Source organism: Nonomuraea sp. NPDC049607, assembly GCF_040675375.1.
In the GTDB taxonomy this organism is placed as follows: Bacteria; Actinomycetota; Actinomycetes; order Streptosporangiales; family Streptosporangiaceae; genus Nonomuraea.
Genome location: NZ_JBFAOV010000028.1, coordinates 47,733 through 65,072 on the forward strand (window position 1 = coordinate 47,733; position 17,340 = coordinate 65,072).

Consider the following 17,340-nt stretch of genomic DNA (forward strand, 5'->3'; position numbering starts at 1 on the left):
GCCTGGTCCGGCGTCCGTCTTCGACGGCCGCTCTAGCGCCCGTCGAGGAGGCGGGCCAGGGCGTCCAACGTCTCCTGCCGGGTGCCCGGGGGCGGGGAGACGCGCAGTACCGGCTCGCGCAGGTCGAGCGGGGCGCGGGCGACCGGCGCGACGCCCACCAGCAGGCCCGCCCCGGCCGCCGCCGCCGCGGTCCTGGCGGCGTCGCCGCCGTCGGGCGGGCGCAGGGTGACGACGGCCGTCGGCTCGTCGTACGGCTCCACCACCCGCCAGCCGCCCCGGCCGTCGAGCGTGCGCCGGGCCGTCGCGCCCAGGTCGGCGAGGTGGCCGCGGACCGCGTCCGGCCCCAGGTCGTGGTGCTCCAGGACGGCGACGCCGAGGCCGACCCGCGCCGCGACCGCCGACTCGGCGCTCTCGTAGCGCGCGGCCCCGGGCAGCGGCCCGGTGCGCGGCGGGTCGTCCAGCCATACGTGACCGCCGAGCGTGGGGGCCGCCGCGTCCATCTCCTCGGTGAGGCCGGGCACGATGAGGAAGCCGACGCCGCGCGGCCCGGCCAGCCACTTGCGGGAGGTGCCGACGTAGGCGGTGGCCATCGTGCCGGTGACGTCCAGGTGGCCGAGCGACTGGCACACGTCCAGGACGAGGGGCACGCCGGCCTCCCGGCACAGGCGGCCGATCTCCCTGACCGGCTGCGCGGTCCCCCGGTGGGAGGGCAGGTGCGGAAGGGTGACCAGGTCCAGGCCGCGGCGCAGGGCGGCGGACAGGGCGTCGAGGTCGAGGCGGGCGTCGTCGTCGGCGGGCAGCTCGGCGAGGGTCCAGCCGCGCTCGGCGGCCAGGCGGCGCAGCAGCATGAGCGTGCTGCCGTACTCCGAGCGGGTGAAGCCGACCCGGGCGCCCGGCGGCAGGCGCCAGCCGCCGAGCAGCGCCGCCATCGCGGCCGTGCCGCTCTCCAGGAAGGCGACGTCGGCGGCGGCCGCGCCGGTCAGGGCGGCCAGCGCGGACCTGGGCGCGGTGAGGCCGGGCACGGCGGCGTACCCGCCGCGCTCGCGCTCCCGTTCCAGGTGCTCGACCGTCGCGGCCAGCACGCGGTCGCTGGGCACGTTGCAGCCGGCCGCGTCGAGGTGGCCGGGCGGCCCGGCCGAGCGCGCGGCCCGCCAGCGTTCGGCGATCACGTACCGGCCGGCAGCAGCCCGCCGGTGTTCGGCCATCACGTACCGGCCAGCAGCAGCCCGAAGTCGCCGTCGGGGTCGGTCCACGAGCGCAGGACGGTGAACCCGGCCGCGGCCAGCTCCTCCCTCAGCGGCTCCAGCCGGAACTTGGCGCTGATCTCGGTCCGCATCTCCTCCCCCGCGGTGAAGTCCACCGTCAGCCCGAGCGCGCCGACCGGCACCCGCATGTCCCGGGTGGCCCGCAGCCGCATCTCGATCCACTCGTTGCGCTCGTCGTACAGGGCGACGTGCTCGAACGCCTCCGGCTCGAACCCGGCCGCCAGCTCCCGGTTCACCACGCGCAGGACGTTCCTGTTGAACGCGGCCGTCACCCCGGCGGCGTCGTCGTAGGCGGCGACCAGCCGCGCGGTGTCCTTGACCAGGTCGGCGCCGAGCAGGAACGTGTCGCCGGGCCGCAGGGTGGCGCGCAGTTCCTTGAGGAACACCTGGCGGGCGGCCGGTTCGAGGTTGCCGATCGTGCCGCCGAGGAAGGCCACCATGCGCCTGCCCGAGCGCGGCAGCAGCCGCAGGTGCCGCTCGAAGTCGGCGCACACCGGCCGCACCTCCAGCCCGGAGTAACGGCCGCCCAGCCGGCGCGCGGCCGCCTCCAGCGTGACGGCGTCCACGTCCACCGGCGTGTAGGCGCGCAGCGTGCCCGCCGCGGTGAGCGCGTCCAGCAGGATCACGGTCTTCTCGCTCGTGCCCGACCCCAGCTCGACCAGCGTGTCGGCGCCGCTCACCGCGGCGATCTCGCCCGCCCGCGCGCGCAGGATCGTCAGTTCGCGGCGGGTCGGGTAGTACTCGGGCAACCGGGTGATGCGCGAGAACAGGTCGCTGCCCACCTCGTCGTAGAACCACTTGGGCGGCAGCCACTTCGGCGTGGCCGTCAGCCCGGTCCTGACGTCGTGTTCGAGCGCCTGGCGCAGGTAGCCGGGGTCAAGATGGTTGATCACACGGACGGTCGGCTGGGTGACGGGCACGAGATCCTCCTTCAGAAGGTCACAACGGCTGGACGCGTACGTCGTCCGGCGTGGCGGTCAGCAGGCTGCGATCGGGCACCGCCTGCCAGCCCGGCCGGTCGTCGAGCGGCTCGCTGGCCACGTACACGCCGTCCTGGTCGGCGTGGAAGAAGAGGGTGTCGCCCCAGACGGTCGCGGCGAGCGCGGTGCCGTCGCAGGCGAGCAGGTTCAGGCGGGCGGCGGGGTCCTTCTCCCCCGCGCGCACGACGACGTCGGCCAGCGCCGCGGCCAGGCCGAGCCCCGCGCTCCCGCGGGCGAACACGGCGGCGGCCAGCCAGGCCGAGTCGCAGGGGCTCTCGGGCAGGTCGTCGGCCAGGTCCATGACCGCGTCGCGCTCGACCCGGCCGTTGTGGCTGAGCAGCCAGCCGCCCCCGGCGAACGGCGCGGTGGCGCTCTCCTCGACCGGCATGCCGGTCGTGGCGCACCGCACGGCCGCCAGCAGGCAGCGGGAGCGGGCGATCTCGGCGAGGGCGGGCAGGTTGGCGTCGGCCCAGATGGGGATCGCGCGGCGGTAGCGCACGGGCTCGGTCCTGGCCGGGTCGTACCAGGCCATGCCGTAGCCGTCGGCGTTGACCGTGCCGTGGCGCTGCCGCCGGGGCGCGTACGACTGGGCGAGCAGGCCGTGCTCCGGCTCGTGGATCAGCGTGGTCAGCGCGCGCGGGGCGCCCAGCCAGGCGGCGTGCCGGCACATCTAGGCCCGCTCGGCGTCGCGGGCGCAGCGGAAACCGGTGAAGATCTGCCGCCTGATCGGGTAGTCCCAGTTCCGGAACGTCGTCCGCACCGCCGCCGGGTCGGCCGCCCACGAGCCGCCGCGCAGCACCCGGTACTCCTGCCCGAAGAAGACCTCGCTGTACTCCTTGTACGGGAAGCTGCGGAACCCGGGATAGGGCTGGAACCACGACCCGGTCCACTCCCACACGTCGCCGACCATCTGCTCGGCCCCGTACGCGCTCGCCCCGGCCGGATAGGCGCCCAGCGGGGCCGGCCGGGCCGCCCGGTGACCGAGGTTGGCCAGGTCCGGACGGGGATCCTCGTCGCCCCACGGGTACTTGCGGGCCCGTCCGGCCGCCGGGTCCCAGCCGCAGGCCTTCTCCCACTCGGCCTCGGTCGGCAGCCGCCGGCCCGCCCAGCGGGCGTAGGCGTCGGCCTCGTACCAGCTCACGTGCTGGACCGGCTCGTCCATCGGGACCGGCTCGGCGCGGCCGAAGCGGGTGCGCCACCAGGTGCCGCCGTCGCGGGTCCAGAACAGCGGCGCGGCGGCTCCGCTCCGCTGCCGCCAGCGCCAGCCGTCCGGGTGCCACCAGCGCGGGTCGTCGTAGCCGCCGGAGTCGACGAACGCGGCGTAGGCGGCGTTGCCGACCGGCAGCCGGTCGATCCAATAGGCGGGCAGGTCGACCTGGTGGGCGGGGCGTTCGTTGTCGTAGGCCCACGGCAGGGTGCCGGTGCCCATCTGGAAGGGTCCGGCGGGGACGTGCACCTCGTCGGAGCCGGCGGCGCGGCCCGGCGGCAGGTCGCCGTCGCGGATCAGGCCGGGCTGCCCGGACAGCTGCCAGGTGGCCAGCATCGTCTCGTCGTGCTGGTGCTCGTGCTGGATGACCAGGCCGAACACGAACCCGTCGCGGTGCAGCGGCGCGGCGGACTCCAGGTCGATCGCGTCCAGGACGTCGAGCACCCGGCCGCGTACGCCGCCGATGTACTTCCTGGCCTCCTCCGGGCCGAGGATCGGCAGGGTGGGACGGTCCTTGCGGGGGTGTTTGAAGGCGTCGTAGATGTCGTCGATCTCGGGGCGCAGCGGCGTGATCCCGGCGGCCTCGCGCAGCACCCACAGCTCCTCGTAGTTGCCGACGTGCGCGAGGTCCCACACCAGCGGCGACATCAGCGGGGAGTGCTGGCGCAGCAGCAGGTCGTCCTCGGCCTCGGTGTAGGTCAGCGAACGGTCGCGTACCGCGGTCAGCTCGGCGGCGATGCGCTGCTTGATGTCGTTCATGCCTGTCCTTCTCCGCTCAACCAGGCCGGCAGCCGCCGTACCGGGTCCGTCATCAGGTCCATCAGGTCGGCCGCCGGGGAGCGGCCCGCGCTCACGTACCGGGCGGCGAAGCCGGACACCTCGGCGGCCAGGCCGGGGGGCACGCCGAGCCGGGGCAGCGCCTCGACGGCGGCGCGGAAGGCGGCCTCGGCGGCGCGGGCGAGCCGCGGGTCGGTCAGGCCGCACCTGGCGGCCACCTCCGCCAGGCCCGCGACGGGCTCGGCGGCCGCCAGGGCGGCGTCGGCGGCGCGGTCGTCGGTGATCAGCGCGTGGGTGACCGCGACGCACACCGGCCAGTCGTCGGGGTGCTGGGCGTCGAGGTAGCGGATCTCCAGCCAGCCGCGCGGCCGGACCGGCGGGAAGAGCGTGGTGGCGTGGTAGGCCAGGTCGTCGGGGGTGGGCGGGCGCTCGCCCGCGCCGTCGAGCCAGTCGCGGAAGGTCGATCCGTCGTCGACCGCGCGGTAGCGGCGCTCGTCCTCGCGGACGAGCATGAGCCGGGCGTCGAGCAGGTACGCCGCCCAGGCCGCCGCCGGGTCGCCGGAGCCGTCGACGGGGGCGGTGCGGGTCGGGTCCAGGTTCTCCCAGACGGCCTGGCGGCCCGACATCCAGCCGCAGGGGCGTCCGTGGCTCAGCGGCGAGTTGGCGAAGGCCGCGGTCAGGACGGGCGCGAGCAGCCGGGCGCGCTCCCACCGGGCCGCCGGCCGTTCCCCCAGGTCCACGTTGACCTGGACGGACGCGGTCGAGCACATCATCAGCGGCCCGTACGGGCGGCCCAGGAACTCGGCCATGGCGTCGTAGCGCGGCTGGCGGAGCTGCCGCCGGGCCGGGCGCAGCGGGTCGAGCCCCACCCCGGCCAGCACCAGCCCGTCCCGCCCGAGCGCCGCGCGTACGGCGGCGACGTCGGCGGCCAGCCGCCCGACGGCCTCGGCGAGCGGCCCGGCCGGGCCCGACAGCTCGATCTGGCCGCCCGGCTCGTACGTCACCCGGCTCCCGCCGGCCAGTGCCGGGACGGCCCGCTCGACCCGGCCCATCGGCACCTGCCGCGCCGGGTCCGCCCGGTCGAAGACCAGGAACTCCAGCTCGGCCCCCACCCGGTCACCCGGGGCGGGGGCGAAGCACCTGCGTGCGAACTCCTCGACCTCCGGCACGCCCCGCAGCGGCCGGCCGGCCGCTTCCGAGGCGCCGGACCCGCCGGCCACCGGGCCGGTCATCGCGTGGCGCATGTGGATACAGACCCGCGAGGCCCGCCAGCGTTACGCGAAATCTGATGATCCGCCTAAATTTGCCCCTTTCGCACCCTTCGCGCGGGAGCGTCACCCTCGATGGCGGCGGGCCCTGAAGGCGGACATCAGGCGGTCGCGGGTGCCGTCGGACAGCTTGCGCTCCGGCGGGAACTGGCCGAGGGCCCGGATGGTCTCGCGGAACTGGTCGAGCTGCCGCCCGCAGTCGGCGCAGGACGCCGCATGCGCCTCGAACCCCTCGCGTTCGGGCCGGTCAAGAGCGTCGTCAAGATAGGCGGTGATGAGTTCCACCAGCTCGTCGCACGTGAACCGCTTCACGACGTTGACCGCCTCACCTCTGAACGTTGAACCGTTTAACCTATTCTGACCGCTTCACGGACTGGTAGTAGCCTTCGAGCCGATCTCGGACCGTGGCCCTTGCCCGGTGCAGGAGCACTCGTTGGTTGGCGGCCGAGATCTCCAGGATCTCGCAAACCTCCTCGGACGTGCATCCCTCCAGGTCACGCAGCGTGATCACGACCCGCTGCCGGGGCGGCAGCCCGGCCAGCGCCTCCCCGATGAGGCCGCGGGCCTCCGAGGCCAGCACCGCGCCCTCCGGCGTGGGGCCGTGCTCCTTCTGGGCCGGCCCGGCCGGCGGCTCGAACGCGCTCCACGGCAGCGTGCGGCTCTCCCGCAGGCCGCGCTTCTTGGCGGTGTTGACCAGGATGCGGTAGACCCACGTCTTGACCGAGGAGCGTCCCTCGAACCCGTCGATGGCGCCGATGACCGCCAGCCACGTGTCCTGCACGACCTCCTCGGCCGAGTCGTCGGTGGACACGTAGGACCTGGCCGCCCGCAACATCCCCCGCGACCAGGTGTCGAGGAGCGCGGCGAACATCGACTCGTCCCCGGCGCGCAACGCCGCCACGACGACGTCGTCCGGGGGCAGCCCACCGCCCGCGAAAGGCCCCACGATCGTTTCCTCCCGGTCGAGCGTCGGGGACATCATGACATCGGGCCGCGCGTCGTCCACGCCCGGCCGGCCGCCGGGCACGTGCGGGACTCACGCTCCAGGCTAGCCCTCGCCCCCTCGTACCTGAAGATCGCACACCGGTCCGCGCCCGCACGTCGTACGGCGGCACCGACAGGGAACCTTCCCCGGCGGAGGCCGTCCAGCCGCACGGGACCGGGATCGCCGCAGGTCAGTCGCGGTCGTGGTGGCAGACGGCCTCCAGCATGACGCCGTGCGGGTCGAGCCAGAACGCGGCGTGGTAGGGCGGCGGGTACTCCGGGAACTCCTTGGGCTCGTGCAGCACCTCCGAGCCGAGCTCCACGGCCCGCGCGTGCGCCTCCGCCACCGCTGACCGGCTGGGCACCATGAACGCCAGATGTTGCAGCCCGGTGCGGTGCCGCGAGTAGCCGCCGGGCTCCTGCGAGCGGTAGAGGAACAGGTACGTGCCCGGCTTGTCGTTCGCCGGCATGTAGCCGATCTCCTCCTCGCTGTCGAAGAACTCCTTGTAGCCGAGGAGGGGCAGGAGGGCGTCGTAGTATTCCTTGGCCGCCCGCATGTCGGGGACGTTGATGCCGATATGACCGATCATGCACGGAGTATCGCGGCCCCCGGCCCGCGGCGGCAACGTGTCGGACCACGCTGTTACGGTCGCGGGCATGGGAAGAAGAGTGCCTCCGTCCGGTGGCGAGAAGGAGAGCCTGCACGCCAGCCTCGACCGGCACCGCGACGTCATCGTGTGGAAGCTCCAGGGCCTCGGCGAGGAGCAGGTCAGGCGGCCGATGACACCGTCCGGCACGTCGCTGCTCGGCATCGTCAAACACCTGGCCGCCGTCGAGTACGGCTGGTTCTGCTCGACGTTCGGCCGCGAGGTCGAGCCGCTGTGGTTCGCCCCCGAGGACGACTTCGAGATCGGCGAGCGGGAGACCACCGAGCAGATCGCCGCCTTCTACGGCCGGGCCCGCGCGGCCGCCGACAAGGCGATCTCCGACCTCCCCCTCGACGCGCCCGGCACCTCGTGGGCGGGCGAGCGGGTGACGCTGCGCTGGGTGCTCATCCACATGATCGAGGACACCGTGCGGCACGCGGGCCACATGGACATCCTGCGGGAGCTGATCGACGGCGCCACCGGCGACCATCCTCGCTGACCGTCACCGCCCTCGTCACAGGGCGGCGGGCAGCACCGGCCGGCCGCGCACGCCGGGGTCGGCCGCGAACAGGGCCCCGGCCTCCGGCTGCTCCCGGGGGTCGACCCCGAGCCTCGACGTGGTGACGAACAGCCGGTCGAGACTCGGGCCGCCGAACGTGACCGCGGTGACCTTGCCGACCGGCAGCCCGACGACGGCGTCGAGCCGCCCGTCGGGGGTGTACCGGTGCACGGCGTGCCCCTGCCAGAGCGCCACCCACACGCCGCCCTCGGCGTCGACCGTGAGCCCGTCGGGCGCGCCCTGGGCGGGATCGATCGTCACGAACGGCCGGCGCCCGGTGAGCCCGCCCGCCGGGTCGTGGTCGAGGACGTCCACCCGGCCGGTGGCGGTGTCGGCGTAGTAGGCCAGGCTCTCGTCGGGGCTGAAGTCGAGGCCGTTGGAGACGGTCACGCCGGTCAGCACCGGGCTGAGCGCGCCGTCCGGCCCGGCCACGTAGAGGGAGCCGCGTCCGGGGGTCTCGTCGTAGGGCATGCTGCCGATGTAGAAGCGGCCCTGGGGGTCGCAGCCGCCGTCGTTCATGCGCACGCCGGGGTCGCTCCACGCCTGGCCGAGCGAGCGCAGCGGCGCCTCGAGGTCGTCGGAGTCGGCCAGCAGCAGCTCGCGTTCGCCGGCGACCACGTAGCCGCCGGACACGCGGGGGCGCAGGGCCGCGGCGACCTCGCCCACGTGCCGCCGCCGCACGCCGCCGGAGTCGTCGAGGGCGAGCACGTCGCCGGCGAGCATGTCCACCCACCGCAGCCCGCCCCAGCGGCCGGACCACACGGGCCCCTCGCCGTGCTCGGCCACCGGATCGGTGACGGGGTACGCCTTGATGCTCATACCGGCCTCCTCGCCCCGATCCTAACGGCGTACGCGATCACCGTTTGTCGCCGGCGGGCACGGGGGCCAGCGGCTCGGGCGCGGCGCGATGCCGTACGGGCTGGAGCTGCGCCACGACGAGGGCGGCGAGCACGACGACCGCGCCGATCACCTGCGCGAGCGTGAGCCGCTGGCCGAGCACCAGCCAGCCGAGCGCGGTGGCGACCACGGGGCTGAGCAGGCCGAGGAAGGTGACCTTGGTGGCCGACAGCTCGCGGATGCCCCGGAACCACAGGGTGTAGGCCAGGGCCGAGCCGATGATCGCGAGGTAGGCGTACCCGGCGAGGTTCTCGCCGGTCAGGTGCGCGGGTGGCGGCCCCTCGACGAGGAGCGTGACCGGGGCGAGCAGCAGGCCGCCGGCCGTGAGCTGCCAGCCTGTGGTGGCCAGCAGCGGCGCGGGCGACTTCCAGCGCTTGCTGAGCACGACCCCCACCGCCATCACCACCGCACCGCCCAGCGCGGCGGCCACGCCCAGCAGGTCGAGCCGGGCGTCGGCGCGCAGCACCAGCAGGCTCACCCCGGCCACGCCCGCCGCCGCGGCGAGCGCGACGCGCCAGGTCACCCGCTCCCCCAGCAGTCCCGCCGACAACAACGCGACCAGCAGCGGCTGGATGGCGCCGACGGTCGCGGCCACCCCACCGGGCAGCCGGTACGCGCCCACGAACAACAAGGCGAAGAACAATCCGATGTTGAGCGCCCCGAGCACCAGGGCGCGCCACCACCAGCTCCCCTCGGGCAGCCGGCGGGTGATCGCGATCAGGATCAGCCCGGCCGGCAGGGCCCGGATCAACGCGGCCAGCAAGGGGCGGCCGGGCGGCAGCAGTTCTGTCGTGATCAGATAGGTGGTCCCCCAGATGGCGGGCGTGAGGGCGGTCAGCAGAACGGTTCCCGTTCGATTACTTAGCACTAAGACAAATTAACCCAACTCCGGACGTTCCAGCCAGGTGATTTTCCTCACCGCTAAGACACTTGTAGGCTGCGGACGTGGCTGACCAGGTTGACTCCATCCTCAGGCAGTGGCACGCGCAACGCCCTGACCTGGATGTCTCCCCCATGGCGGTGATCGGACGGCTGTCGCGGCTGTCCCGGCTGATCGACGCCGAGCTGAGCCGCACGTTCGCCGGGCACGGTCTCGACCGGGCCTCGTTCGACGTGCTGGCCACGCTGCGGCGCAGCGACCCGCCCCACCGCCTGACCCCCGCCGCCCTGATGCGCGCCTCCATGGTCACCTCGGGGGCCGTCACCCAGCGGCTCGACCGGCTGGAGTCGCGCGGGCTGGTGCGGCGTACGCCCAGCGACTCCGACGGGCGCGGCGTGCACGTGACGCTCACCGCCGAAGGGCTCGCGCTGGTCGACCGCGCGCTGCCCGACCACCTGGCGACCGAGCAGCGGCTGCTGGCGGCGCTCACCGGACGGCGGCGCGAACAACTGGCCACCACCCTGCGCGACCTGCTCGAATCCCTCGGCGACAGCACCCCCTGACACGGGCGGCGCGGTGGCCCGCCGGCGCCTGATCGATGTGACGGACGCCGTCGCTTCTGATCCATGGCACTTCTGCGACTGAATCTTGCCGGTCACCGGGAATGCGTTTCCGGTGTGGCGTCGATGAGCGATTCGGGGCAAGTGTAAACATCGTACCGGTCTAAATGCCCTGCTCGCCGAACGGAAAGGCCGCATTCCGGTCTACGGGTTCGGGTGGCGACTTTGGGCTACATTCCGAAAGGAACGGTACATGTTCTCACCCGATAGGCGAACAAAAGCCGTCATCAACCCCTTCCGATCGACAGCACGTCGTCTTGGGCGCACCACGACGCGAGCGGTCGCGCGGGGTTCGCTCTCGACGGCCCTCGTCCTCGCCCTGGTTCCTCCGGCGGCGCACGCGGGCGATGGCGGGCCCTGTGACGAGCACACCTTCTTCAAAATCCATTCCCTCTCGCCGAGGAACTTCTTCATCCCCCGCACCCGCTACATTGACGGCCCCGGCGGGACCATCACGGTGACGGTGACGCGGGAATACGAAGTGCGGGCGTTCCGGGAGACGGAGAACGAGCGGCAATCCTCGATCACGACCGGAGATCTGGTCAGCAATCTGCGCAGGATGGGCCTGCCGCACCTCGAAGAGCGGCATATGGTTTTCACTGGCCATGAATACAGCCGGACCATCAGCAAAGGGATGTACGGCAATATGTGGTACCGCGTTTTCGGCTACCGCATCGGCTGGTCGGCCTGGTCGGTGCTCGGCACCTGCCGGAACGTCGAGGTCGGCGCGGGGATAGCCAACGTGCCCGCCAGGGTGGAGGGCTGGCGGTACTGGGAGTCCAAGCACCCCACCTTCAAGGGCCGCATCCTGTCCCTCGACGGCGCCGATCCCGCCGAGGGCGGCGGAGAGGTGAAGAGGCCGGACTGGGACGGGCCGTCGACGGAACCCCTGACGAGACCGTCGTTGCCGCGCAAGGTTCCGACGGACGTACGGACCAGGCCACGCAGACGCTGACCCACCGCCCCGGCCCGGCCACCGGCCCGCCGAGCCCGCCGGGACCGGCGAGAGCACGGAATGGTCCGGCAGGTGGGGCGCGGCGGTCGTCAGGGCCGGTCCCGGTCCCGGCGGCGGGTGGCCAGGGCGTACGCCAGGGCGACGGCCGCCAGCGCCGCGCCGGTCCCGTACGTGAGGGCCGCGCCCGACGGCAGCGTGAGCCCGCCGAGCAGCGTGCCCGCGCCGATCCCCGCGTAGATCGCCGAGGAGTTGAGCGAGACCACCAGCGGCGCTTCCAGGGGCGCGGCGGCGATGAGCCGGTGCTGCTGCGGCGGCGTCTGGCACCAGCTGCTCGCGCCCCACGCCAGGACCAGCACGCCGACCAGCACGCCTGACGGCATGCCGGACGGTGTACTGGACAGCGCGCCGGACGGGGCCGCCGCGCCGGGCGCCGCCATCCAGCCGAGCAGCCCCAGGCTGACGGCCATGACCAGGTACGCGGCCGGGAGCACCCGGTGCGCGCCCCACCGGTCGGTGGCGTACCCGGCGGCCAGGTTGCCGAGGACGGCGCCGAGCCCGTACAGGAAGAGCAGGCCCGCCGTCCCCTCCACGCCCACGGCGCGCAGAGCGGGCGCGCTGTAGGCGTAGACGGTGTAGCTGGCCGCCATCCCGAGCACGGTGAGCGGCAGGATGGCCGTCACCGCCGGCCGCCTCAGCACGTCCAGCCTGGCACGCAGCGGCACCGGCGGCGCGCCCGGCAGCACCGGCATGACGGCGCGCACCCCGGCGGCGACCGCCAGGCAGGCCACGGCCACCGCGCCGAGCGCGTACCGCCATCCGAGCCGTTCGCCGGCCAGGTCGCCGAGCGGCACGCCGAGCGCCGTCGCGACCGTCAGCCCGCCCACCACCACGGCCAGCGCCCGCGCCCGCAGCTCGGGCCGCACCAGAGCGGCCGCCACCGCGCCCGCGCCCGGCGTGTACGCCGCCGCCCCCGCCGCGGCCAGCACCCGGGTGACCACCAGGACGGGGAACGACGGCGCCAGCGCCGACCCCAGGTTGGCCAGCCCGAGCACGACCAGCGCCGCGACCAGCAGGACCCGCCGCGGGACCCGCGCGGCGACGGTGGCCAGGACGGGCGACAGCACCGCGTACGCCGCGGCGAACACCGTCACCGACTGCCCGGCCGCCCCCTCGGTGACGCCCAGCGACGCGGCCAGGTCCGGCAGGAATCCGGCGACCACGAACGCGTCCGTGCCCACCGCGAACGTCCCGAGCGCCAGCACGAGCGTCGGGGCGAGCCCTCGGGGCTCCGTCTCATTCGGGACATTCGACATCCCGATTCTCCTTAAACGTGTGCGCCCTGTGGGCGGGGTCGGATTCAGCCGCGAAGGCGTTCGTAGTGGCGGCGCGCGCGGTCAGGGGCGTTCGCCGGAGCCGCGGCCATGAGGTCGGCGACCGTCTGGGCGGCCAGCTCGCGCCGCCAGGCGAGCTCGGCTCGGCGCATGGCCGCCGCGACCCCGCAGGGGTGGGCGAACTCGCGGGCGGGCGCCTCGGCCCCCGCGCCGCGCTGCCGGATCTCAGTGCACCTGAACGCCTCGTCCGGGCCCTCGACCGCGGCCACGACGTCCATGAGCGTGATCCGGCCGGGCGGCCTGGCCAGCCTGAACCCGCCCTGCGCGCCCGGCACCGAGGCCAGGACGCCCGCGCGTACCAGCGCCTGGAGCCGCTTCTTGAGGTAGACGGGCGGCAGCTCGAACAGCGCCGCCAGCCGCCCGGTGGGCAGCGGGGCCTCGTCCTCCAGCCACGCCAGCACCAGGCAGCAGTGGAGCCCCCATTCGACGCCTTCACCCATGCGCATGAAAGGGGATACTACATGTCCCTTTCGGGTGTCAGCCGCGGCGGCCCTGCCGTCCACGGGAGCCGGCCCTGTCGCGGCGGCCGCGGGGCGCCGGCTCGCCGGCGGTGGCCGTCCAGTGGTCGGGGCGGGCCAGGGAGGCGGGCAGTTTCGTGGCGGGGGTGCCCTTGGCCGCGTTGACCTGGGCCTGGGTGAGGAAGACGCAGCCGGTGAGGTCGGCCCCGGACAGGTCGGCGCCGCGCAGGTCGGCGCCGATCAGGTCGGCCAGGCGCAGGTCGGCCCCGCGCAGGTTCGCGCCGATGAGGTAGGCGCCGCGCAGGTTGGCCGCGCACAGGTCGGCGCCCTTGAGGTTGGCGCCGATCAGGTCGGCCCCGCGGTGCTCCCTGCCCCGCCGACCGGCCCTGACCAGCTCGCTCGTCCGCAGCAGCAGCGTGTTGACCTCACCCCGGTGGGCGGCCACGTCGAGCCGCTCCAGGACGCCGGGGCTCTCGCGGGTCAGGCGCTCGGTCGCCTCGTACGCCGCCCGCAGCTCGGGGGCGATCTCCGCGGCGGCGTCGAGGGTCAGCGCCTCGGCGAGGTACCACAGCAGCTCGTGGAGCTGCCGCATGACCGGGAACACGGCGAACATCTGCCCGGACGTCTCGGGCGCGGCACGCCAGTCGCGGCCCTCGAAGGTGACCTGGGAGACCTTCTGCCCGGCGCCGAAGCAGTCGAAGACGGTGCAGCCGGGGAAGCCGCGCTGCCGGAGCTGGGCGTGGATGCCGCAGCGGAAGTCGTCGCGCAGGTTGACGCAGGGACGGCCGGCGTCCTTGGCGACGGCGAAGTCGGCCGAGGCGGCGAACGGCAGGGCGACGCAGCACAGGGCGAAACAGCTCTCGCAGTCGGCCAGCAGGCCGAGCTCGCGCGGGTTCCTCTCGGGCAACGCTCTCCTTGTCACGACGGGGTGTGCCCAGGGTACCGGCGAGGTCAGGGCCGCACGTACGGCGTGGTCGTGGTCAGCGGGACGAACCCGAGCCCGAGCAGGATCGGCCGGCTCTGATCGGAGGCGTCGACCTGGAGGTAGTCGTAGCCGCGGTCGGCGGCCCGCCGCGCCCGCCAGGCGATCAGCGCCCGGTAGAGCCCGCGCCCCCGCCAGCCCGGCACGGTGCCGCCACCCCACAGCCCGGCGAAGCTCGTGCCGGGGGTCAGGTCGAGCCGGGCCGCGCTCACCGGCCGCCCGTCCGCCACCGCCAGGACGGGGACGACGGTGTCGTCGGACAGTCGTGCCAGCAGGTGGTCGCGGAGTCGGCCGCTGTCGGTGCCGAAGGCCAGCTCGTGCACCTCGGCCAGCGACTCCACGCCCGCCACGTCGGTGACCGGCACCAGGCGCACGCCGTCGGGCGGCTCGACCGTGGTGTCGAGGTCGGCGATCCGGGCCACCATCACGGTCTCGGCGGGCTCGGCGGCGAACCCGGCTGCCAGGAGCCGGTCGGCCAGGTCGGCGGGCCGGTCGTGGGCGTACAGCTTCCACTCGAACCCCAGGCCGAGGTCGCCGAAGAAGCGCACCTGGCGGGCGACGGCCGCGTCGGCGCTCTCCTCGTCGAGGCCGGACCACAGGACGCCGTTCCACGCGTGCGGCGGCCCGACCTGGCGGACCACGTCGCCGTCGCGCTCGACCCTGGCGCCCGGCCCGTCGGGGCGCGCCTCCCGCCGCGACTGCCGGTCGAACAGCGCCAAAACCTCGTCATGGTCCATTTCGCCGACCCTACCGCCGGGCGGCGGTCAGTCGGCGGCCGGCCAGTCGTCGCCCCAGTCGACGTCGCGGGCCAGCCGGTACAGCTCGCCCTGCCGCTTGGAGACGACCACGTCCCGGACCTCGTCGCCGGTGCACAGGCGCAGCGACACCATGCCCTTGCGCTTCTGCGGGTGGCGCAGGACGCGGGCCGCCGCCCGCGGCCACTCCCCCCGTACGGCGGCCACGTAGGAGAACTTCTCGTCCTCGAAGCCGAGCGTGCCCGACTTGACGCGGCGGTGGAGAGAGGTGCGCGGCAGACGTACGGAGAAGTGGCACCAGTCGCCGCCCTGCCGGATCGGGCAGGGGCCGTCGTGCGGGCAGGGGGCGACGATGGTCAGGCCGCACCCGGTCAGCGTCTCCCGGGCGGTGGCGATGTTGGCGTAGCCGGCGGGGGTGCCGGGCTCGATGACGATCACCATCGTCGCGTCCCCGGCCAGCCAGCGCACGACGTCGGCGTGCCGCTGCGGGGGCAGCTCGTTCAGGGCGTAGGACATGGTGACCAGGTCGGCCGCGGGCCGGTCGAGCCCCGGGTCGATCGAGGCGCGTCGCCAGGTGACGTCGCGCACGGGCGCGGTCCTGGCCAGCCGCCGGCCGAGTTCGATGATCTGGGGGTCGTGCTCGATGACGGTGACGCGCTCCAGCGAGGGCCAGACCGGCCCGGCCGCCCAGACCGCCGCGCCGGTGCCGCCGCCCACGTCGAGCTGCGTCCGCGGCGCGAAGCCCGGGGTCATCGCGGCGGCCCGGCGCATGGCGGTGCCCGCGGCGGCGTACGTGGCGGGCATGCGGTAGGCGGCGTAGGCCGCGATGTCGGCCGGGGTGCGCAGGTGCGGCGCGGCGGCGGACGGGCCGGTGCGGTAGCGCTCGGTGAGCTGTTCCGTCGCGCGGGACAGGTCGTGCGGCGCGTAGCGGGCCAGGGCCGACTCCAGAGCGGTCCTGAGCTCGTCGGGGAGCATGGTCATCGTGTCGTCCTGGCGGTCTGGGCGGTGTCGGGGAAGGGCGGTGTCGACCTCGGCGAGGGGCCGGTGAACTGCCGTCCGTCCAGCGATGTCGCGACGCAGCGTATCAAGGGGGCGGCGGAGCTCAGCCGGGAAGCGGGGGCCGGAACAGCCGCCAGAACGACTGGGCCGCGCCGGCGTCCCGGCGGCCGCCGCACACCCAGTGCGTGATCACGCCGATGAGCGCCCCGGCCAGAAAGGCGGCGTGCACGTCGGCGGGCACGTCCTCGAACCCCGCCGGACGGTTGCCCACGGCGAACCGGCCGGTCAGCTCCTCGGTGAGCCGCTCGCGCATCCGGGCGGCGAAGCGGGCGCTGCCCTGGCCGCCGAGCATGCGCTCGTACAGGGTGGCGTTGGCGGCCACGTGGTCGAACAGCTCCGCCAGCGGGGCCGGCGGCCGGTCGCGGGGGGCGTCGAGCGGGCACAGGGCGGCCGCCCGCGCCACGGCGGTGACGGCGTCCTCCATGGCGTCGGTGACCAGCGCGTCGACGTCCGGATAGTGGAGGTAGACCGTGGCGCGGTTGACCTCGGCGTGCTGGGCGAGCGCGGACATGGTGATGCTGCCCAGTTCCTGCCGGGCGGCCAGCTCCAGCACGGCGGCCTTGAGACGGGCACGCGTACGCCGCGCGCGCGGATCATCCGGGTTCACGCCGCCACTATACGACATGTGTTGACTAATCGACAGTTGTCGCATAGATTGCCTGCCATGCGAATCGAAGTCTGGGCGGACATGGTCTGCGGATGGGCCCACATCGGGAAGCGGCGGCTGGAGAAGGCCCTCGCGTCCTGGGAGGGCGAGCCGGTCGAGGTGGTCTGGCGGCCGTACCAGATCGATCCGTCGGCCCCCGCGAAGGCCGAGCCGCTGGCGGAGGCGCTGCGCGACCCGATGGCCGACGAGGCGCTGCGGGCCTGCTCGCCCGGCCTGTCCCCGGCCGACAACCGGGTGCGGGTGGCGGGCATCGCCGCCGACGAGGGGCTCGGGGAGCAGTGGGGGGCGGCCTGGCGGCCCAACACGCTGGAGGCCCACCGGCTGATCGCCGTGGCGTACGAGACGGGCGGCACGGCCCTGCAGTCGGCCGTGGTCGAGCGGGTGTTGTCGGCCCACTTCGTCGAGACCCGCGACATCGGCGACCCGGCCGTGCTGTCGGCGATCGCCGCCGAGTCCGGAGTGCCGTGGGACGGGCGGGGCGCCGCTCTGGTGCGCGAGCTGCTGCTCACGGGCAAGGCCAAGGGCGTGCGCACGTCGCCGACCATCGTGGCGGGCGACCGCGCCCTGGCCGGGGCCCAGCCGCCGGACGTGATCAGGGAGTTCCTGGCCGACGCCGCCGGCCACCCGGTCAGGCGGCTGCCCGCCGAGGTGGAGCGCCTGCGCCTCGCCGAGTCGCTGCTCGACCAGCGCGACCCGCTCGGCGCGCTCACGCTGCTGCGCCCGCTGCTCGACGAGCACGGGACGGATCGCGGGGTGCGGCTTCTGGCCGCCAGGTCGTACTTCGCCTCGGCCCAGCTCGGCCGGGCACGTACGGCCCTGGAGAGCCTGGTCGCCGAGGCGCCCGACGACTCCTACGCCCGTCACCTCCTCGGCCGCACCCTCCACCGCCAGGGCCACCCGGAGCAGGCGGCCCCGCACCTGACCCTGGCCGCCGCCATGACCCCCGACTACGCCTGACGCCGAGCCACGGCGGCCGGCCGGTCAGCGGC

20 protein-coding genes are annotated in these 17,340 nt (G+C 74.4%); 4 read left to right on the plus strand and 16 right to left on the minus strand.

Annotation, left to right across the window (positions count from 1 at the left end; all coding sequences use genetic code 11):
* Positions 1-32: 32 nt before the first annotated feature.
* The 8 genes from egtE to AB0J97_RS37915 all read right to left on the minus strand — a co-directional run bounded on the left by egtE (position 33) and on the right by AB0J97_RS37915 (position 7,071).
* Positions 33-1,205 carry an ergothioneine biosynthesis PLP-dependent enzyme EgtE gene (gene egtE, locus AB0J97_RS37880; RefSeq protein ID WP_364098088.1) on the minus strand — a complete coding sequence of 391 codons (1,173 nt, stop codon included), beginning with the start codon at positions 1,203-1,205 and terminating at the stop codon, positions 33-35.
* On the minus strand, positions 1,205-2,185 hold the full coding sequence (gene egtD / locus AB0J97_RS37885; protein ID WP_364098091.1) for an L-histidine N(alpha)-methyltransferase: 981 nt from the start codon (positions 2,183-2,185) through the stop codon (positions 1,205-1,207). The genes egtE and egtD overlap by 1 nt, the downstream gene beginning before the upstream one ends.
* Positions 2,186-2,204: 19 nt before the next feature.
* Positions 2,205-2,915, minus strand: coding sequence for an ergothioneine biosynthesis protein EgtC (gene egtC / locus AB0J97_RS37890; RefSeq protein ID WP_364098094.1), 711 nt, complete (start codon positions 2,913-2,915; stop codon positions 2,205-2,207).
* Positions 2,916-4,211 (minus strand): ergothioneine biosynthesis protein EgtB, encoded by a 1,296-nt coding sequence (gene egtB / locus AB0J97_RS37895; protein ID WP_364098097.1) that lies wholly within the window; start codon positions 4,209-4,211, stop codon positions 2,916-2,918.
* The gene (gene egtA, locus AB0J97_RS37900) at positions 4,208-5,473 is read right to left on the minus strand and encodes an ergothioneine biosynthesis glutamate--cysteine ligase EgtA (protein ID WP_364098100.1); all 1,266 of its coding nucleotides are present in this window, start codon (positions 5,471-5,473) and stop codon (positions 4,208-4,210) included. Before egtA ends, egtB begins: the two co-directional genes overlap by 4 nt.
* A gap of 90 nt (positions 5,474-5,563) precedes the next feature.
* Entirely contained in the window at positions 5,564-5,809 is a 246-nt protein-coding gene (locus AB0J97_RS37905; RefSeq protein ID WP_357705486.1) for an anti-sigma factor, read from the minus strand.
* Between the two features lie 40 nt (positions 5,810-5,849).
* On the minus strand, positions 5,850-6,443 hold the full coding sequence (locus AB0J97_RS37910) for a sigma-70 family RNA polymerase sigma factor (RefSeq protein ID WP_357705487.1): 594 nt from the start codon (positions 6,441-6,443) through the stop codon (positions 5,850-5,852).
* A 229-nt stretch (positions 6,444-6,672) separates the two neighbouring features.
* On the minus strand, positions 6,673-7,071 hold the full coding sequence (locus AB0J97_RS37915; RefSeq protein WP_364098104.1) for a VOC family protein: 399 nt from the start codon (positions 7,069-7,071) through the stop codon (positions 6,673-6,675).
* A 67-nt stretch (positions 7,072-7,138) separates the two neighbouring features.
* Here AB0J97_RS37915 and AB0J97_RS37920 point away from each other — a divergent pair, with 67 nt between their 5' ends.
* On the plus strand, positions 7,139-7,627 hold the full coding sequence (locus AB0J97_RS37920; protein ID WP_364098107.1) for a DinB family protein: 489 nt from the start codon (positions 7,139-7,141) through the stop codon (positions 7,625-7,627).
* A gap of 15 nt (positions 7,628-7,642) precedes the next feature.
* Here the strand turns inward: AB0J97_RS37920 and AB0J97_RS37925 are convergent, their stop codons facing one another.
* Both AB0J97_RS37925 and AB0J97_RS37930 read right to left on the minus strand, forming a co-directional pair.
* The gene (locus AB0J97_RS37925; protein WP_364098110.1) at positions 7,643-8,506 is read right to left on the minus strand and encodes an SMP-30/gluconolactonase/LRE family protein; all 864 of its coding nucleotides are present in this window, start codon (positions 8,504-8,506) and stop codon (positions 7,643-7,645) included.
* Positions 8,507-8,543: 37 nt separating this feature from the next.
* Positions 8,544-9,452: an EamA family transporter gene (locus AB0J97_RS37930; RefSeq protein ID WP_364098113.1), complete on the minus strand. Its 909-nt coding sequence runs from the start codon at positions 9,450-9,452 to the stop codon at positions 8,544-8,546.
* Positions 9,453-9,529: 77 nt separating this feature from the next.
* Here AB0J97_RS37930 and AB0J97_RS37935 point away from each other — a divergent pair, with 77 nt between their 5' ends.
* Positions 9,530-10,027, plus strand: coding sequence for a MarR family transcriptional regulator (locus tag AB0J97_RS37935; protein WP_364098116.1), 498 nt, complete (start codon positions 9,530-9,532; stop codon positions 10,025-10,027).
* Positions 10,028-10,277: 250 nt separating this feature from the next.
* Positions 10,278-11,039, plus strand: coding sequence for a hypothetical protein (locus tag AB0J97_RS37940; RefSeq protein ID WP_364098119.1), 762 nt, complete (start codon positions 10,278-10,280; stop codon positions 11,037-11,039).
* Between the two features lie 89 nt (positions 11,040-11,128).
* Here the strand turns inward: AB0J97_RS37940 and AB0J97_RS37945 are convergent, their stop codons facing one another.
* The 6 genes from AB0J97_RS37945 to AB0J97_RS37970 all read right to left on the minus strand — a co-directional run bounded on the left by AB0J97_RS37945 (position 11,129) and on the right by AB0J97_RS37970 (position 16,291).
* The gene (locus AB0J97_RS37945) at positions 11,129-12,352 is read right to left on the minus strand and encodes an MFS transporter (RefSeq protein ID WP_364098122.1); all 1,224 of its coding nucleotides are present in this window, start codon (positions 12,350-12,352) and stop codon (positions 11,129-11,131) included.
* A gap of 44 nt (positions 12,353-12,396) precedes the next feature.
* Entirely contained in the window at positions 12,397-12,876 is a 480-nt protein-coding gene (locus AB0J97_RS37950) for an Rrf2 family transcriptional regulator (protein ID WP_357705495.1), read from the minus strand.
* Positions 12,877-12,907: 31 nt separating this feature from the next.
* Positions 12,908-13,795, minus strand: a complete 888-nt coding sequence (locus AB0J97_RS37955; protein WP_364098125.1) for a pentapeptide repeat-containing protein — start codon at positions 13,793-13,795, stop codon at positions 12,908-12,910.
* A gap of 44 nt (positions 13,796-13,839) precedes the next feature.
* Entirely contained in the window at positions 13,840-14,607 is a 768-nt protein-coding gene (locus tag AB0J97_RS37960; protein WP_364098128.1) for a GNAT family N-acetyltransferase, read from the minus strand.
* A gap of 27 nt (positions 14,608-14,634) precedes the next feature.
* Complete coding sequence (locus AB0J97_RS37965) at positions 14,635-15,606, minus strand: small ribosomal subunit Rsm22 family protein (RefSeq protein WP_364098131.1); 972 nt, start codon at positions 15,604-15,606, stop codon at positions 14,635-14,637.
* 121 nt (positions 15,607-15,727) lie between these two features.
* Positions 15,728-16,291 (minus strand): TetR/AcrR family transcriptional regulator, encoded by a 564-nt coding sequence (locus AB0J97_RS37970; protein WP_364098134.1) that lies wholly within the window; start codon positions 16,289-16,291, stop codon positions 15,728-15,730.
* Positions 16,292-16,348: 57 nt separating this feature from the next.
* On the opposite strand from AB0J97_RS37970, the gene AB0J97_RS37975 reads away from it, so the two are divergent.
* Positions 16,349-17,308, plus strand: a complete 960-nt coding sequence (locus tag AB0J97_RS37975) for a DsbA family protein (RefSeq protein ID WP_364098137.1) — start codon at positions 16,349-16,351, stop codon at positions 17,306-17,308.
* The last annotated feature ends 32 nt before the right edge of the window (positions 17,309-17,340 follow it).

Coding starts and splice junctions, on each gene's coding strand:
- egtE (WP_364098088.1), bottom strand. CDS start 1,205: ATGGCCGAACACCGGCGGGCTGCTGCCGGCCGGTACGTGATCGCCGAA.
- egtC (WP_364098094.1), bottom strand. CDS start 2,915: ATGTGCCGGCACGCCGCCTGGCTGGGCGCCCCGCGCGCGCTGACCACG.
- egtB (WP_364098097.1), bottom strand. CDS start 4,211: ATGAACGACATCAAGCAGCGCATCGCCGCCGAGCTGACCGCGGTACGC.
- egtA (WP_364098100.1), bottom strand. CDS start 5,473: ATGCGCCACGCGATGACCGGCCCGGTGGCCGGCGGGTCCGGCGCCTCG.
- AB0J97_RS37915 (WP_364098104.1), bottom strand. CDS start 7,071: ATGATCGGTCATATCGGCATCAACGTCCCCGACATGCGGGCGGCCAAG.
- AB0J97_RS37920 (WP_364098107.1), top strand. CDS start 7,139: ATGGGAAGAAGAGTGCCTCCGTCCGGTGGCGAGAAGGAGAGCCTGCAC.
- AB0J97_RS37925 (WP_364098110.1), bottom strand. CDS start 8,506: ATGAGCATCAAGGCGTACCCCGTCACCGATCCGGTGGCCGAGCACGGC.
- AB0J97_RS37940 (WP_364098119.1), top strand. CDS start 10,278: ATGTTCTCACCCGATAGGCGAACAAAAGCCGTCATCAACCCCTTCCGA.
- AB0J97_RS37945 (WP_364098122.1), bottom strand. CDS start 12,352: ATGTCGAATGTCCCGAATGAGACGGAGCCCCGAGGGCTCGCCCCGACG.
- AB0J97_RS37950 (WP_357705495.1), bottom strand. CDS start 12,876: ATGCGCATGGGTGAAGGCGTCGAATGGGGGCTCCACTGCTGCCTGGTG.
- AB0J97_RS37960 (WP_364098128.1), bottom strand. CDS start 14,607: ATGGACCATGACGAGGTTTTGGCGCTGTTCGACCGGCAGTCGCGGCGG.
- AB0J97_RS37965 (WP_364098131.1), bottom strand. CDS start 15,606: ATGACCATGCTCCCCGACGAGCTCAGGACCGCTCTGGAGTCGGCCCTG.
- AB0J97_RS37975 (WP_364098137.1), top strand. CDS start 16,349: ATGCGAATCGAAGTCTGGGCGGACATGGTCTGCGGATGGGCCCACATC.